Origin of the sequence: Flavobacterium sp. MDT1-60 (assembly GCF_014844035.1) — a bacterium.
GTDB lineage: Bacteria > Bacteroidota > Bacteroidia > Flavobacteriales > Flavobacteriaceae > Flavobacterium.
This window is the reverse complement of sequence record NZ_CP062159.1, coordinates 2,278,993-2,295,364: the sequence shown is the minus strand read 5'-3', so window position 1 is coordinate 2,295,364 and position 16,372 is coordinate 2,278,993. Positions and strand designations below refer to the sequence as shown.

The 16,372-nt window shown below is 34.8% G+C and carries 14 protein-coding genes; 8 read left to right on the top strand and 6 right to left on the bottom strand.

Annotated features, from left to right (window positions below):
* Positions 1-206 precede the first annotated feature (206 nt).
* From IHE43_RS09945 to IHE43_RS09925, 5 genes are all read left to right on the top strand, one after another.
* Positions 207-1,475 carry an alginate export family protein gene (locus IHE43_RS09945; protein ID WP_192187788.1) on the top strand — a complete coding sequence of 423 codons (1,269 nt, stop codon included), beginning with the start codon at positions 207-209 and terminating at the stop codon, positions 1,473-1,475.
* A 137-nt stretch (positions 1,476-1,612) separates the two neighbouring features.
* Positions 1,613-1,978, top strand: a complete 366-nt coding sequence (locus tag IHE43_RS09940; RefSeq protein ID WP_192187787.1) for a hypothetical protein — start codon at positions 1,613-1,615, stop codon at positions 1,976-1,978.
* 137 nt (positions 1,979-2,115) lie between these two features.
* Positions 2,116-2,817 (top strand): hypothetical protein, encoded by a 702-nt coding sequence (locus IHE43_RS09935; RefSeq protein ID WP_192187786.1) that lies wholly within the window; start codon positions 2,116-2,118, stop codon positions 2,815-2,817.
* A gap of 31 nt (positions 2,818-2,848) precedes the next feature.
* Positions 2,849-3,562 carry an endonuclease/exonuclease/phosphatase family protein gene (locus IHE43_RS09930; RefSeq protein ID WP_192187785.1) on the top strand — a complete coding sequence of 238 codons (714 nt, stop codon included), beginning with the start codon at positions 2,849-2,851 and terminating at the stop codon, positions 3,560-3,562.
* Between the two features lie 3 nt (positions 3,563-3,565).
* The gene (locus tag IHE43_RS09925; protein WP_192187784.1) at positions 3,566-4,189 is read left to right on the top strand and encodes a bifunctional 2-polyprenyl-6-hydroxyphenol methylase/3-demethylubiquinol 3-O-methyltransferase UbiG; all 624 of its coding nucleotides are present in this window, start codon (positions 3,566-3,568) and stop codon (positions 4,187-4,189) included.
* 62 nt (positions 4,190-4,251) lie between these two features.
* Here IHE43_RS09925 and IHE43_RS09920 read toward each other — a convergent pair whose 3' ends face one another.
* The 5 genes from IHE43_RS09920 to IHE43_RS09900 form a co-directional block, all read right to left on the bottom strand.
* Positions 4,252-5,058 carry an ABC transporter ATP-binding protein gene (locus IHE43_RS09920; RefSeq protein WP_192187783.1) on the bottom strand — a complete coding sequence of 269 codons (807 nt, stop codon included), beginning with the start codon at positions 5,056-5,058 and terminating at the stop codon, positions 4,252-4,254.
* A 103-nt stretch (positions 5,059-5,161) separates the two neighbouring features.
* A complete protein-coding gene (gene ntrB, locus IHE43_RS09915) occupies positions 5,162-6,049 on the bottom strand; it encodes a nitrate ABC transporter permease (protein WP_192187782.1) in 888 nt (295 codons plus the stop codon).
* A 173-nt stretch (positions 6,050-6,222) separates the two neighbouring features.
* Positions 6,223-7,449 carry a CmpA/NrtA family ABC transporter substrate-binding protein gene (locus tag IHE43_RS09910; RefSeq protein WP_192187781.1) on the bottom strand — a complete coding sequence of 409 codons (1,227 nt, stop codon included), beginning with the start codon at positions 7,447-7,449 and terminating at the stop codon, positions 6,223-6,225.
* 28 nt (positions 7,450-7,477) lie between these two features.
* Entirely contained in the window at positions 7,478-8,917 is a 1,440-nt protein-coding gene (locus tag IHE43_RS09905; protein ID WP_225585453.1) for an alginate export family protein, read from the bottom strand.
* A 613-nt stretch (positions 8,918-9,530) separates the two neighbouring features.
* A complete protein-coding gene (locus IHE43_RS09900; protein WP_192187780.1) occupies positions 9,531-10,235 on the bottom strand; it encodes a Crp/Fnr family transcriptional regulator in 705 nt (234 codons plus the stop codon).
* A 187-nt stretch (positions 10,236-10,422) separates the two neighbouring features.
* On the opposite strand from IHE43_RS09900, the gene IHE43_RS09895 reads away from it, so the two are divergent.
* The gene (locus tag IHE43_RS09895) at positions 10,423-13,941 is read left to right on the top strand and encodes a nitrate reductase (RefSeq protein ID WP_192187779.1); all 3,519 of its coding nucleotides are present in this window, start codon (positions 10,423-10,425) and stop codon (positions 13,939-13,941) included.
* 106 nt (positions 13,942-14,047) lie between these two features.
* Positions 14,048-15,478 carry a rubredoxin gene (locus IHE43_RS09890; RefSeq protein ID WP_192187778.1) on the top strand — a complete coding sequence of 477 codons (1,431 nt, stop codon included), beginning with the start codon at positions 14,048-14,050 and terminating at the stop codon, positions 15,476-15,478.
* 104 nt (positions 15,479-15,582) lie between these two features.
* On the opposite strand, the gene IHE43_RS09885 is transcribed toward IHE43_RS09890, so the two are convergent.
* Positions 15,583-15,960, bottom strand: a complete 378-nt coding sequence (locus IHE43_RS09885; protein WP_192187777.1) for a hypothetical protein — start codon at positions 15,958-15,960, stop codon at positions 15,583-15,585.
* Between the two features lie 7 nt (positions 15,961-15,967).
* Here IHE43_RS09885 and IHE43_RS09880 point away from each other — a divergent pair, with 7 nt between their 5' ends.
* Positions 15,968-16,276, top strand: a complete 309-nt coding sequence (locus tag IHE43_RS09880; RefSeq protein WP_192187776.1) for a hypothetical protein — start codon at positions 15,968-15,970, stop codon at positions 16,274-16,276.
* Positions 16,277-16,372 lie beyond the last annotated feature (96 nt).

The window sequence follows — 16,372 nt, the reverse complement described above, 5'->3', positions numbered from 1 at the left end:
AAAAACATAAAATTACACTCTTTTTATATTAATTTTTGTAGAAAAACGAACAGGTATTTCGTGAAATTTAATTGTATCTTTCTCATTTTCAATTATAAAAAAAACGACTTATTACCAACAGCAAAATAATTTACAAATATGATTTTTATCATTTAAGAAAATCCTATTAATCTTATAAATTTGCGACTCATCAAAATAAAAAAGAAATGAAAAAACTAAGAATACTCATTTTATTAGTATTAGGAGGAATGAGCGCTTCAATTCAGGCGCAGGAATTAGATGTAAACTTACAAGTTAGACCACGTTTTGAATACAGAAATGGATACAAAACACTTTTACCCGAAGGTCAGAAAGGAACTTCTCAAATTTCACAGCGTTCCCGTTTAAACTTCAATTACAAACAAGAAGACTTAACCGTAAAATTGACGCTTCAAAACACCAGAACATGGGGCGATGTTGTACCTGCAGCGACAGCAGATAAAAATGGAGTGGCAGTTTTTGAAGCTTGGGCACAATACAATTTTACTCAAAAATGGAGTGCAAGAATGGGTCGCCAAGTGCTATCTTACGACAATCAACGTATTCTTGGAGAGCAAGATTGGGGACAGCAGGCGCAAAGTCACGATGCATTGACAGTAAGTTATCATACTGAAACACAGAAATTAGATTTGGGAGGAGCTTACAATTCAACTGCTGAAAATGTTCTTCAGACTCCTTATACCGTTAATACTTATAAAACATTGCAATATGCATGGTATCATAACCAATTCAATACTGAACTAGGTTTAAGTTTTTTATTGCTTAACACCGGTTACGAATATGCAAATCCCGATGCTAAATTATTAGTAGATTACAAACAGACATTTGGACCATACCTTACATACAAAAATAATAAAATAGACAGTAATTTTTGGCTTTACGGGCAAACGGGGAAAAGCAACGATTTACAAGTGAGCGCTTGGAATGCTGCAGCTAACTTTGGATACCAAATAACCGAATCATTCAAAGCTGGATTAGGATATGAATTCCTATCTGGAAAAGCGTCAAATGATGGAAGCACCGTTATAAAATCATTCAATCCAATATTTGGAACCAACCACGGTTTTAATGGTTATATGGATTATTTTTATGTTGGGAATCACTTAAATAATATTGGTTTGCAAGATGCATTTTTGAAATTAAACTATAATATAAACAAATGGCAATTTGCTTTGATTCCGCATGTATTTTTGTCAGCTGCTGATGTTGTTACACCTCTACCTCAAAGTGCCAAACTTGACTCGTATTTAGGAACTGAAATTGACGCTACTTTTGGTTATAATTTCAAAAAAGACATTACGGTATCAGGAGGTTATTCTCAAATGTTTGGATCTAAAACTTTAGAATTTATAAAAACCGGAGATGCTGACCATACCAACAATTGGGCCTGGTTGATGATTTCTGTAAATCCAAGAATTTTCAGCTGGAAAAAATAGTTTTTCTGTAAAATTAACTTATATATTTTACCCTTTTCCTATTTCGGTAAAGGGTATTTTTTTTTGTCTTAACAAAATGTTATTATTTGCTTTAATTGATTATATTTGAATCGATTATGAACCCCAATTCTATCCAAATGAAACAATTTTTAAAATTATCCATGTTAACCTTTTTTGTAACTCACACTGGTATTGGCCAAAAATTCAATGAGACTTTAATTTCAAAAAACTCAGAAATTAATTTTGCAAAAACACAAAAAAGAGGAATTAAAAAAAACAACATTATTTATTATGTTGAAAACGACCTACAAACCATATCTGCTTACAAAGGAAGTAAATTGAAATGGCAAACCAATGTAATTTCTGTTTGCGGAGAACCAAAACGTGGAGAAGCTCAAATAAGATATGTAGGATATAATACAGACAAACTACTTATCGTGATGGGAAAACACAATTTTGCAGAAATTGACATTAATAACGGTGTAACAAGACTTGTTGGTTAAGATTAAAAGTTTAAAGCAATATTTAATCTAATTTTCTAAAATATACATTATCAATTTACCCTTTTTCAGTTTTGAAAAAGGGTATTTTTTTGGTTTACATAAATTATTTTGCTGTTTTTAATTGATATATTTGGTAAATGAATAGAATTATAAAGCTAAGAGTCATACTAATAGTTATTCTTTTTTCTAGCTGTGAAAAGAAACTTACAGATTTAGAATTTGAGAAAAATGTTATGACAGAAATTTTTCCAAGTTTAATCGATTCAACGTGTATTGATATGAGAATGTTTTTTAATCCTCCCCCTATTGTTGGAGAAATTTTATATGACAAAGAAGGAAATCATATTGGTATAGATTCAACAAAAGGAACGAAAGAGCAAAAGCAAAAATTACTAGAATGGAAAATGCAATTACGTAAAATTGAAAAAGATACTTCGAAAATTATTGTTGCTTTTGACCCATTATTAAAAGACAACAATCAAGATCTATCTGAAGATTTTGAAAAACACTTTAATTCAAAAATCTTTATATCAAAAGAAAAAAAAGAAACTGAATATATTTTTGATTTTAAAAAAATAAAACTCGACAATAAATTTTTAATTAAAGATATTGCTCAATTTCCAAAAGATAAAAAAACAATTTGGAAAGCAAAATACGATTTTATATTTGGAGGGGTGGTTTCATTTTCTAGAATACAATTTGATAAAAATAGACAATTTGGAATTTTAGATGGCGGTTTTGTTTGTGGCAGACATTGCGGACAAGGATTTAGAATTTATATAAAAAAAATCAATAATAAATGGATTATTGATGAAGTTGAAGGAACTTGGGTTGCTTAATCTTTTATTCTCTTTTTAAAATTTCTTGTAAATGAAACTCATAACCTGGAATTGCAACATGGCATTCAGAAAAAAGGCAGAATTCATTCTGCCTTATCATCCTGATATTGCCGTAATTTCTGAGTGTGAAAATCCTGAAAAATTAAAATTTACCGGCCATACAAAATTACCAAACGACATTCTTTGGTATGGTACCAATCCGCATAAAGGAATTGGTGTTTTTTCTTATGGTGATTATCGCTTTCAGTTGCTCGATTGCCATAATCCAATCTTCAAAAACATTCTTCCAATTGCCGTTACAGGTGGTAAAGTTGATTTTACTTTGTTTGCTGTTTGGGCCAATAATCCGGCGGATAAAGATGGCGCTTATGTAACCCAGGTTTGGAAAGCCATCAATTATTATGACGATTTAATTAGCGAAACCAAAACGATTTTAATTGGCGATTTCAACAGTAATACGATTTGGGACAAGCCACGTCGCGAAGGAAATCATACCACGGTCGTCAACAAACTCGAAGCAAAGAAAATCTATAGTACTTACCATAAATTTTTCAATCAAATTCAGGGTAAAGAAGAGCATCCTACTTTGTATCTTTATCGTCACGAAAACAAACCGTATCATCTTGATTATTGTTTTGCTTCCAATGATTTTATAGAAGTTCTGGACAATGTCGAAGTTGGAACTTATCACGACTGGACAATGCACAGTGACCACAAGCCTTTAATTATTAACTTTAATCTATAAATAATGAATGACACCTGGACGGAAAGATGGAACGACCGCTACAGCAACGAGGAATTTGCGTATGGCGAAGAGCCCAATAACTTCTTTAAAGAACAAATCGAAAAATTAAACCCCGGAACCATTCTTTTTCCTGCCGAAGGCGAAGGACGAAATGCTGTTTACGCCGCTAAATTGGGTTGGAAAGTTGCTGCTTTTGATATCAGCGAAGAAGGAAAAAATAAAGCTTTAAAATTGGCTGAAGCAAACAATGTAACAATCGATTATAAAGTGGGTAAACTAGAAACACTGAATTATCAACCGGAACAATTTGATGCAATCGCTTTGATTTATGCTCACTTTCCAGCCGAAATCAAATCCGATCTTCATAAAACCCTTGAAACTTATTTACGAAAAGACGGAATCATTATTTTTGAAGCTTTCAGCAAAAAGCATTTGGAATATCTTGCTATAAATGATAAGGTTGGAGGACCAAAAGATATTGAATCTTTGTTTTCCATTGAAGAATTAAAAGCTGATTTTCCGAACTACGAAATCATCCAATTAGAAGAAACAGAAATTGAATTGAACGAAGGTTTATTCCATAACGGAAAAGGTTCTGTAATTCGATTTGTTGGTAAGAAAAAGTAAATCAATATCATGTTGAGACGCAAAGATTTGCGTCTCAACAGAACATCTCAACTAAATTCTCTTTAATTTTTATATTTCATTCCCATATCTTCAATAGAGAATTTATCTGTCAATAAATGCAATAATTTATCTCTTAAGGTAATATATTCAGGCATTTTTACAATTTCAATTTTGTTTCTCGGCCTTGGCAAATGTACTTCTACAATTTCTCTTATCGTTGATGCCGGACCATTATTCAACACCACAATTCTATCGGATAAAAACAAAGCTTCTTCAATATCATGCGTGATCATTACGATCGTTTTTTCCCTGTTGTCTAAGTTCCACAATTTCAAAACTTCCAACTGCATCGATCCTTTTGTTAAGGCATCTAAAGCTCCGAAAGGCTCATCTAAAAGTAATACTCCCGGATTGATTGCAAAAGCTCTCGCAATGGCAACACGCTGTTTCATTCCGCCTGAAAGTTGTCCCGGTAATTTATCTTTATGCTCAAATAAATTGACCATTTTAAGATTCTGAATCACAATTTCGTGTTTCTCTTTTTTCGAGCAATTCATAACTGAATCAACAGCCTGAAAAATATTCTGCTCTACTGTTAACCAGGGTAAAAGTGAATAATTCTGGAAAACGATTCCGCGATCCGGTCCCGGTCCTTTTATCTTTTGATTGGCCAATTCAACAGAACCGCCAGTTGGTGTCAGCATGCCTCCAATGGCATTCATAATAGTGGATTTTCCACAACCTGAATGCCCGATAATCGAAATGATTTCTCCTTTTTGAATGGATAAATTAATATCACGAACGGCAATGTATTTCCCTTTTGGAGTTGGAAATGATATCTCTAAATTTTTGATTTCTAAATAACTCATAATGTTAGATTTTAGATTGTTGATTTTAGATTTCTGGAGGTTTCGAAGTTTCAGGTTTCAAGTTTAAAAACCTTTGTCCCTTTGGTCCTATGAACCTTTGAACCTATCCTTTATAAGACACTTTATTTTCTATAAAAGTGAAGAATTTATCGAATAATAAACCAACTATTCCGATGATGATGATGGCTGAAATTACTTTTTCTAAACTTAAGGCATTCCAGCTGTCCCAGACAAAAAATCCGATTCCTGCGCCACCTGAAAGCATTTCTCCGGCAACAATTACCAACCACGCAACGCTAATACTCAAACGCAATCCGGTGATAATGTGAGGCAAACTAAACGGAATCAAAATTTTAGTCAGATAACGCATTTTTGAGAAACCGAATGCCTTTGCTACATTTTTATGATCTTGTGGAATTGAAGCGATTCCGAAAGAAGTGTTGATCAAAGTGGACCATAAAGACGTTATGAAAACGATAAATATGGTCGCCAGGCCAGTGTCCTTAAAAACAACCAAACCAATAGGAAACCATGCCAAAGGCGAAACTGGTTTTAAAAGTTGTACAATTGGATACATAATTTGTTTGCAAATCGTACTGGCTCCCATCAAAATTCCGATCGGAATCGCTACAAACGAACCTAATAAAAAGCCCAGTAAAACGGTTTTTATTGAATTAAACAATTGCAGTCCAATTCCTTTATCATTTGGTCCGTAATCATAAAACGGGTCACTTAACATTTCTTTCAAAACGGCAAAAGTAGCCAAAGGTCCAGGCAGTGCATCTTTCGTATAGAAACTCAATAAACTCCAAAAACCAATAAACAAAGCAATTCCGATTCCTGCAAACGCAGTAGATTTTAGTTTAATCAAAACTGAATTTAAAATCAATTTTAATTTCTCATTTCTTCCGTTATCAATTGCGGTGTTTTCCATCAAAACTTCCGTTTGATCCGCAATATCGTTTAGCGTTAAGGTATCTTTATTAGACATGATATTCTGATTTAAATTAAAAAAAATATGTTGGTGTTTTCCGCCCCTAATTCACGAATTAGCTTTTTCTATTAAATAAGACAATAAATAATTCGTGAATTACTTCGTCTATTCCCTTCGGTCGGGTCGTGACGGAAAAAAATTAATCTTTATCCACTTAAAAAATAGTCTTTCTATTTAACTACTTTTAAATATGCCGCTGGATTTGAAGGATCAAAAACTGTTTTATCCATCGTTAACGAGAAAGGCTTCATGTCATCATTTGGCACTTTTACTTTCATGCTTTTCGCTACTTCTTCATATAAATCCTGCAGAATCAATTTATCGGCAATTGCTTTGTAATTTGGCGCTTCTTTCAAATATCCAAATCGAACATACTGTGCCATGGCCCAAATAGCATAGGATTTTCTAGGGTAATTCACCAAACCGCCTTTGTAAAACAACATATAATCTTTGGCATAAACTTCCGTCCCTTGATTGCAACCCAAATCGTAATTCCCCATTAATCTATTTTCAATAACATCCGCAGGAGCATTTACATAAGGCGCTTTCCCTATTATTGCAGCTGCTTTTTTACGATTGGCCGGATTATCTAACCATATGCAGGCTTCTAAAACCGCTTTCATCACTTTTACAAGATCAGTTCTTCTTTTTTCGCTGAATTCTTTATTGACAACCAACGCTTTTTCAGGATGGTCTTTCCAGATATCTTGCGAAGCTACTTGTGTAAAACCAATTCCTTGTTTTACAGCGACTCCTCCCCAAGGCTCTCCTACACAATACCCATCCATGTTCCCCACTTTCATATTAGCCACCATTTGAGGAGGCGGAATCGTAATAATTTTAGATGTTTTTTGACTTACACCTGCAATTGCCATCCAGTTTCTTAGCCATAAATCGTGTGTTCCTCCAGGAAAAGTCATGGCAAAAGTCACTTCTTTCTCTGCCTTTAGTTTGGCAGCCACAACGGGCGCAATTTTATTCATTTGTTTGAAGCCTACTTTGCCACAAAAATCATTCGAAAGTGTAATCGCCTGGCCATTAACATTCAGCATCATGGCGATTTTCATTTCAGAACCTGCTTTTCCTCCTACCCCGGTGTAAACCGAAAACGGCATTGAATACAGACAGTGCGCTCCGTCTAATTCACCGGTTAAAATTTTATCACGAACATTAGCCCATGAAGATTCTTTGGTTACCACAACTTCAACTCCGTATTTTTTAAACAATCCTAATTCCTTTGCCATTACGATTGGAGAGCAATCTGTTAATGGAATAAATCCTAGTTTGACAGGGTCATTCTGAGCTGAAACTTCTGAAAAAGAAAAAGCTAAAACGAGCATTAAAGTCAATATTATTCTTTTGAAAACTTCTGTTGTATTTATCTGTATTTTTTTCATTTTTAAGAAATTTAAAAGTTATTTGTTTTTATTTTTTAGCTAAAAAGTTTGGTTTGATATTTAGCATTACATAAGCAAACTGTGGACTCAAATCGGCATTGGCAACATTTTTAACCGCTGCAGAAGCCATAGAATTTGTTGCTTTCATGAAAGAATAACCTGCTTCGATATTGATGATTTTGGTTAAGTTGTATTTTACCAGTAAATCAAGTTCAGTTCCAAGATAAGAGTTTATTTTTCCGCCAGCACCGTTAGACAGCGTATTTGCCGACTCAAAACCGTGAATATCCAATGCGAAACTTAAATTGTCTTTGGCATTATATTTTATTTTGAAGAAGTAATCCAGCAAGCCTTGTTTTCCAAAACCATTCGCTGCATAAAAATAATCCATGCTTCCCCAGAATTTATGCGGCGTTCCGTAAAGCGGATCAAATCGATTGTCTTTTGAATCAGCTGTAACGGTTTTAGTTCCGTCATCTCCAGATAAAAAATCAACTCCGGGACCAATAAACAATTTTCTTCCCACTTGTAATGTTGATGTAATCGAGAATAAATTGGCATTTAATGATCTTCCATCTTTATTTTTTCCACCTTGATAGTAGTAACTTCCCATCAAATTTAATTTTCGGGTTACATTGGTGTTGAAGTAAATTCCGGTTGTATTTCTGCTCCAAACTCCTGTTCCATTTACTTTAGTCGTTACGGGTGGCGTTCCTGCAGTCACTAAAGTGTATTTATTGAAATCATCCTTAAAGAATAAAAAAGATAAGTCACCAAAGAAGAATTTTCTGCCCACATAAGCATATTGAAACGATTTGTACATAGTACCAATTCCGTTAGTTCCTGCACCGTAAGCCGGATTTGTCCCATTGTAAATCGTTCCTGCATTATTTTCCTTATTCTGATTAAAAGCAGCTCCAACATCTGCAATCCAGCCTTTGTTGGCAAATTTGAAAACGATCGCATCGTGGCGTCTTCCTTGTTGTAACCAGTCTAAACCGCCTAAAACCTTTTGATCATCATAAGAAATTTCCTGACGCCCTGCTTTTATAGACAGATTCTGAATCGTACTTACCGTGTCATTCAAAAAAATCTCAGCCCAGGCTTCGTGCAATAAAATTCCGTTATTAGCTTCTGTTGTTGTTCTGCTAATAGAGGAAGCATCTTGCCCCCAAACGCGAACATCTTGCAGTGCCGTAAAAATTTTAAATCTATAGCCAGAATATCCTGCATTTAATCTTGTTCTCTGGCTTGTAAATAAAGCCGCTTTATCGCTTTCTTGTTGTAAAGTTCCTTGTCCGGCACGCATTTCAACACGGTCTCTTAACTGACCTGTAAGTGTAAATTGCGCTTTTGCTTCATAGCTTCCTAACATTGTAAGTACAAAACCCAATAGAATAGATTTTGAAAGTTTAGATGTAAAAACAGTACTGTGGTTTTTTAATATTGGGTTGGTTAATTTGCTCATAATAATTTGTTTTGATTTGTATGAAGCAAATTTATATACGTATAAATACTTAAGTACAATACTTATACCATGTCAAAACATTTTTTTTAACCGATAAAAAGCGTTTGAAAGTCAATTTGTTTTCTGCGTTTTCGCATGAAGTTGGCTTGAAGCCCCATGAAACAAGAGGATTTGGGGATTACGTAATTTAACTTAATTAGATAATTTTTGGAAGAAAGAGAATAGAATATAGAGAATAGAGTATAGAGAATAGAGTATAGAGAATAGAATATAGAGTATAGAGTATAGAGTATAGAGAAATGTGACTTTATTATTAGAATAGAAATGATGGTAATACGCTGGATGATGGGACCTAGCTAACGGTTAAACACTGTTGGAGCATGAAACGATTAGCGATACGGTTCCCGAGGTTGAAACCTCGGGCTATATTTGAAGAATGTATATAAAACATAGCCTACGGTTTTAACCGTAGGGAGCATGAGACGATTAACGATAGGTCTCCGAGGTTGAAACCTCGGGCTATATTTGAACATGAATTCAATAAACATGACCAACGGTTTTAACCGGAATAGGTCAAAACTTGAAACAGAGAAAACCTGAAACTTTTCCTCTCCTAAAAGTATTTATGTTCCATAATTTCTGACTGAAGTTTAGGAATGGCGAGGATGCCAATTCTTTTGCCAACTGTTTTTATTAAGGACTCTTTTTTAAGACTTGACAGAACACGAATCACCTGTTCTTCAGTAGTTCCGGCGAAGTCTGCGATTTCTTTTCTTGAAAGTTCTATTTCAATTAGGCCGTTTATTTGTCCAAATTTTCGGTGGATGTACAATAACAAATCAATAACGCGCTCACGTACATTCATATGGGCGATTTTGCGGATATTGTTTTCGCTTTTATTGAGTTCATCGGCATAAAACAACATTAAGGCATACGTAAATTCAGGAACATTCTGAAGAATTTCCATCATGGTTTCATTGCTGAAATTGCACAAAACAGTATCTTCAAGAGCATAAGCACCAATTAGATAGCGCTTACTTGTTCCGAAACCACGAAAGCCAATTGTGTCTCCATTTTTAGTAAGGCGAACAATTTGCTCACGGCCGTTAATTCCGGTTTTAACTGTTTTGACTTTTCCTTTACATATAAAATAAAGTCCCTGAATTGGAGCGCCTTCAATGATAAACTGCTGCGATTTTTTGCAAACAAAACTATGTTTCTTCTGAACATATTGTTTCATTTGTTCCAAATGCAGGTGCTTTTTAATAAAACAGTTTTCGTTGGCGCAGGAATAACAAATGGCTTGCTCTTCTTTCATGAGTCCTAAATTTTAATCGATTTAAAAACTAATTTGTTGTTCCTCATTTATTTTCATCAAAAATAGAAAAATAATTTGAAAAAATACGTATTTATACGTAAAAATACTTATTTTTGTCTAAGTCAAATACGTGAGGCATTTAGGACTGGGCATAATTACTATAGTTGTATTTAAAAAAGAAGCTGTAATGCAAAATACCAAAATAAAAACTACCTGTTCATATTGTGGCGTCGGCTGCGGAATTATCGTCACCAATGATGCCAAAAATGGTGTGATGGTAACGGGCGACAAAGATCATCCGGTCAACAAAGGAATGTTGTGTTCTAAAGGGATGAATTTGCATTACGTAGTCAATGATACTTCAGACCGAATTTTATATCCGGAAATGCGAGGCAGCAAATCTTATCCGCTGGAACGCGTTAGCTGGGATACTGCTCTTGATCGCGCCGCAGCGGTTTTCACTTCTATCATAAAAAAGCACGGACCAGACAGCGTTGGGTTTTATATTTCAGGCCAATGTCTGACAGAAGAATATTATTTAGTCAATAAATTGGTAAAAGGTTTTTTGAAAACCAATAATATAGACACCAATTCCAGACTCTGTATGAGTTCTGCGGTTGTAGGTTATAAAAAGACTTTTGGAGAAGATTCTGTTCCAATTTCTTACGATGATATCGAACTGGCGGATACTTTCCTGATTACTGGTGCCAATCCGGCCTGGTGTCATCCGATTTTATTTAGAAGAATCGAAAAACACAAAGAGAAAAATCCAAAGACAAAGATCATAGTTGTTGATCCGCGCCGCACAGATACCGCCGCTTTTGCCGATTTGCATTTACAGATTCTTCCTGGAACTGATATTATTTTATACCACGCCATTGCCAAACGTATAATCGAAAAAGGATTTGTAGATCATGATTTTGTAAAGAATCACGCTGAAAATTTTAAACAATATAAAGACTTAGTTTTGAGCACTTCTTTAGAAAAAGCTTCTAAACTTTGTGGTATTTCTGTAAACGATATAAAGCTGGCCGCCGATATTATCGGAAAAGCAAAAGGTTTTATTTCGCTTTGGGCAATGGGACTAAATCAAAGTGCAGTTGGTGTTGATAAAAATACTGCTTTACTAAATTTATCTTTATTAACAGGACAAATTGGGAAACCGGGTTCCGGACCATTTTCATTAACCGGACAACCCAATGCAATGGGCGGACGTGAAGTAGGCGGCATGGCCAATTTATTGGCTGCACACAAAGAGCTGGCTAATCCGGAGCACCGCAAGGAAGTGGCTGATTTTTGGGGCGTTGACGAAATTTCAGACAAACCGGGATTGACCGCAACGGAAATGTTTGAAGCATTGGAATCTGGAAAAATGAAAGCCGTTTGGATCATCTGTACCAACCCAATGGTGAGTCTACCTGATTCTCGTCGTATTGAGAAAGCGTTACAAAATGCCAAATTTGTTGTGGTTCAGGATATTTCACATAACGCTGATACCTCAAAATATGCCGATCTTTTATTGCCTGCCGCCGGTTGGTTAGAAAAAGAAGGCACCATGACGAATTCAGAGCGTCGTATATCGTATTTGCCAAAAGGAATCAATGCACCCGGAGAAGCACTTCCTGACATTGAAATCTTAATTCGCTTTGCTAAAAAAATGAATTTCAACGGTTTCAATTTTAATAGTGCCGAAGAAGTTTATAAAGAACATTGCGCACTGACCAAAAACACCAATATTGATATTTCATTTTTAAATTATCATCGTTTAAGAACCGAAGGCACTTTTCAATGGCCAGTTCCTGATTATGGACATCCGGGAACTCCCCGCCTTTTTACCGATAAAAAGTTTTACACGCCATCAAAAAAAGCAATTTTCAATTTACCAACGGCTATTGAAAATACTTCGGAACAACCAAGTCCGAAATTTCCATTTATCCTAACTACAGGAAGAGTTCGTGACCAATGGCATACGATGACCAAAACCGGAAAAGTATCCCGTTTAATGACGCATACTCCAAGTCCGGTTTTAGAAATTAATCCGATTGATGCTTATAAAAACGACATCAAAAATGGTGATATCGTAATCGTTTCCAGTAAAAATGGAGAAGTTAGAGTAAAAGCAAAAGTGACCGATTCTATCAAGGAAAAAGTGGTTTTCTTGCCAATGCACTGGGGAAAACAGCTTGATAATGATTTGAACCGAACCAATAACTTAACCAATACAGTTGTTGATCCTGTTTCAAAAGAACCGGATTTTAAATATACAACGGTTTCTATTACAAAATATATAAAACCTTTCCAAAAAATTGCCATTGTTGGAGCAGGCGCCGCGGCATTCCGATTTATTCAAAATTATCGCGAATTTAATTCTACCGATGAAATTATTGTTTTTTCGAATGAGGTAAATCCGTTTTACAATCGCGTTTTGCTACCGGAATACATGACAGGCGAATTTACCTGGGAACAATTATTAAAAGTAAAAGATGGTGAAGCTTTAAGTAAACTAAAAATTACCATGAAAACTGGTGTTGCCATCGACAAAATAAATGCTGCCGGAAAAACCATAACAGATAGTTTAGGTGAAACTCACACTTTTGATTCTTTAATTTTAGCAACAGGAAGTCGTCCTTTTATTCCTGAAAATGCGCAGCTTCATTTACCCGGACGTTTTACTGTTCGACGCAAAGAAGATGCTGACCGACTAAAAGCCTATCTTGACAATACCAATTTACCTCCTGAAGAACAACATGTTGTTATTATTGGTGGCGGTTTATTAGGATTGGAATTGGCTGCAGCCTTAAAACATAAAAAAGTAAAAATTACCATAATTCAAAGGGCTTCCCGTTTGATGGAGCGTCAGTTAGATTTGATTTCAAGTAAATTATTAGCCGAAGAAGTTCAGCTACGTGATATTCAGATTTATTTTGATAATGAAGTAAGTACCGTTTTTGAAACCAATAATCCAAATGAATTAGAAATTGCCCTTAAAAGTGGCAGAATCATTACGGCAAACACCATCGTTTATACAATCGGAACCATTCCTAATATTGAAATTGCCCGCGAAACCGGACTTGCCTGCGGTCGTGGCGTAAAAGTAAATCAGTATTTACAGTCTTCAAATCCTGATATTTATGCCATTGGAGAAATAGCCGAATTTGACAATAAACTGTTCGGGATCACTTCTGCTGCTGAAGAACAGGCCGATATTTTGGCTAATTATTTAGCTGGTGATATTAGCAGTTATTACAAAGGTTCGGTTTTAATGAACATTCTGAAACTGGAAGACATCAATCTGTGTAGCATTGGAGATATTGAGATTCCGGAAAACGATGATTCTTACGAAGAAATTGTTTTTGCCGATTTAAAACAACGGTATTACAAAAAATGCATTGTTAAAAACGATTTGCTTGTTGGAGCCATTTTAATGGGTGACAAGAATGAATTTGCTGAGTTCAAAACGATGATCGAAAGCAAAATCGAATTATCAGACAAGCGAAATTCATTGTTAAGGGGCAGTTCAAATGCTAAGCCGGTGTTAGGTAAATTAGTCTGTTCCTGCAGTCAGGTTGGAGCAGGAAATATTGAAGAAACTATTAAAAGCGGTGTCAACAATTTTACCGATTTATGTAAAAACACCGGAGCCGGATTAGGCTGCGGAAGTTGTAAAACGGAAGTAAAAGAAATTTTAGCGAAATGTAAAGTATAGTTTTTAGTCGCAGTTTTCAGTCACAGTCGCAGTTGACACCGAAAACTGAGACCGAAAACTGAGACTGAGACTGAGACTGAGACTGAAAACCGAAAACTAAAGAAAAATGGAATTGACAAGATTAATAGTAAAAGGAGGCGTTATTTCGCCAGGTGAATTACGTGAAGTAGTCAATATGGCAATGGATCATGGTTTGGATTCGATTTCATTTGGTTCAAGACAGGATATCATTTTCCCAAAAGGATTAAATCTATCCAGCAAAGAAAAAATCGGGAAACATCATTTTGTTTTTCCAAATGAAAAAAGCGGCAACAACATTGTTTCATCGTATGTTTCAACTGATATTTTTAGAAATACCAATTGGCTTACAGGAAACAAATTCTTATATATTTTAGAACAGTTTAAAGAACAACCAAAGCTAAAAGTTAACATTAATGACCCTAAGCAACAGTTGGTTCCGTTATTTACAGGCCATTTAAACTTTATTGCTTCCGAGCATGAAGATTACTGGTTTTTATATATTCGTTTACCAAAATGGGAGCGTATGGAAGTTTATCCTGTTTTGATTTACAGCTGGGATATTGCTACTTTTTATTACGAAATCGAAAAAATAGTTTCTGAAGAATCGCATGGAATCGATATGATTTTTAGTTTAGTCAGCGAAGCATTAGATACCAATAACAGAACCATTGACAAACCCTTAAATGTGCCGTTTTATCCTTTTCCGTATTATGAAGGAATGAACCGTATGGGAATTGATCAATATTGGTTAGGTTTATATTGGAGAAATAACTTGTACGATTTAGATTTTCTAAAAGAAATGTGTGATTTATGTTTTGATTGTAAAATCGGGAAAATATGTATTACGCCATGGAAATCGTTTATTGTAAAAGGAATTCCGAAAGATCGAAAATTGGAATGGGAGAAATTCCTGGGAAAAAAAGGAATCAATGTTCGACACTCTTTATTAGAATTAAACTGGCACTTGCCAGTGGCAATGGAATGGGCTTTGAACCTGAAAACCTTTTTAGTTCGAACACTTGATCAGTTTGACATCAGTACGTACGGATTGAATTTTGGAATCTCTGAATACAACCGTGATGGGCATTATTTTACTTCGATTGTAGTAGAAAAAAATGAATTGCCAGCAGCCTTAGAATCAATTAAAATCAGAGATACTTATAATGTTTTATTTGCGAAGAATTTCGATCCAAATACACGTGAATACATCGTGCATTCTCAGGATATTGACAAGCTTGAATTGCCAACAATTTTGATTGAATTAAGTCGAAAATACTTCGAAGAACTTGGAAATACAGTTCCGGAATCTACCGAAAATACGCAGAAAAAAGAAAAACTACAATTGGATATTTATCAATGCCAGGAATGCCTGACACTATATAATTCAGAATACGGTGATGAAAGCCAGGGAATTCCAAAAGGCATTTTATTTACGGATTTAGCTGAAAGTTATTGCTGTTCCTTATGTGAAGCACCGAAGAGTAATTTTAAGATTTTGGAGGTTGTGGAAAATTAATTTTTATTGTTTTCCGTGATTGTATTTTCTTATTCATTATAATTTTAAGGGAAATCTTAACAATATTGTATTTAATAATTGCTTAAATTTAGCTTAGCTAAGAATTACGAAATAATTGATTTCCAACTTCTTCTTAGTTCGAGACTATTATAATCAATAAAACATACAATTATGATAAAAAGAACAACCAGAACCCCAGCCGTAAAAAATACTGAAACAACAACTGCAGAACCTGCCAAACAAGCAACTGAAAATACTGTAGAAGCAAAACCAGCTGCGCAAAGTGCATCTCCAAAAGCTCCAGTTAAAAGAGCTCCAAGAACAGCTGCAAAAGCACCAGTAGCAACTGTAAAAGCATCTGCTAAAACTCCAGTAAAACCAGCTTCTAATGCAACTCCAAAAGCAGTAGTTAAAAGAACAACAACCACTCCACCAAAAGGCTCAACTGTAACTCCGGAAATTATAGAAATTGAAACTCTCAAAAAGAATGTGAGTGATAAACCTCAAGCGATTTTAAATATTGATGAAATTGCAATAGAAATTGTAAAAAACAAATCGAAAGAAAAAAAGGTAAAAGATAAACTAAAGGAGAAAAAAGAAAAAGCTAAGAAAAGAGAGAAAGCTATAAAAGCAGTGATAAAAAAGCTGGAAAAAGCCAAAAAAGCAAAACTTAAGTCTGATACTAAAAAGAAAGAAAAAGCTAAAAAAGAGAAGGAAAAGAAAGCAAAGGCAAAAGCTAAAAAAGCAGAAAAAGAAAAAGATAAAAAGGGTAAATCAAAAGATAAAAAGAAGAAATAATATTTAGGGAAGGTTTGACTTAAGTTGAACCTTTTTTTGTTTTTGTTTGAACGTATCGTTTGTCATCCCGAGGAACGAGGGATCACACTCGGGATT

Bases quoted from the DNA above. Each gene is read 5' to 3' on its own strand.
- IHE43_RS09945 (WP_192187788.1), top strand. From the start codon at position 207: ATGAAAAAACTAAGAATACTCATTTTATTAGTATTAGGAGGAATGAGC.
- IHE43_RS09940 (WP_192187787.1), top strand. From the start codon at position 1,613: ATGAAACAATTTTTAAAATTATCCATGTTAACCTTTTTTGTAACTCAC.
- IHE43_RS09935 (WP_192187786.1), top strand. From the start codon at position 2,116: ATGAATAGAATTATAAAGCTAAGAGTCATACTAATAGTTATTCTTTTT.
- IHE43_RS09930 (WP_192187785.1), top strand. From the start codon at position 2,849: ATGAAACTCATAACCTGGAATTGCAACATGGCATTCAGAAAAAAGGCA.
- IHE43_RS09925 (WP_192187784.1), top strand. From the start codon at position 3,566: ATGAATGACACCTGGACGGAAAGATGGAACGACCGCTACAGCAACGAG.
- IHE43_RS09920 (WP_192187783.1), bottom strand. From the start codon at position 5,058: ATGAGTTATTTAGAAATCAAAAATTTAGAGATATCATTTCCAACTCCA.
- ntrB (WP_192187782.1), bottom strand. From the start codon at position 6,049: ATGTCTAATAAAGATACCTTAACGCTAAACGATATTGCGGATCAAACG.
- IHE43_RS09910 (WP_192187781.1), bottom strand. From the start codon at position 7,449: ATGAAAAAAATACAGATAAATACAACAGAAGTTTTCAAAAGAATAATA.
- IHE43_RS09905 (WP_225585453.1), bottom strand. From the start codon at position 8,917: ATGAGCAAATTAACCAACCCAATATTAAAAAACCACAGTACTGTTTTT.
- IHE43_RS09900 (WP_192187780.1), bottom strand. From the start codon at position 10,235: ATGAAAGAAGAGCAAGCCATTTGTTATTCCTGCGCCAACGAAAACTGT.
- IHE43_RS09895 (WP_192187779.1), top strand. From the start codon at position 10,423: ATGCAAAATACCAAAATAAAAACTACCTGTTCATATTGTGGCGTCGGC.
- IHE43_RS09890 (WP_192187778.1), top strand. From the start codon at position 14,048: ATGGAATTGACAAGATTAATAGTAAAAGGAGGCGTTATTTCGCCAGGT.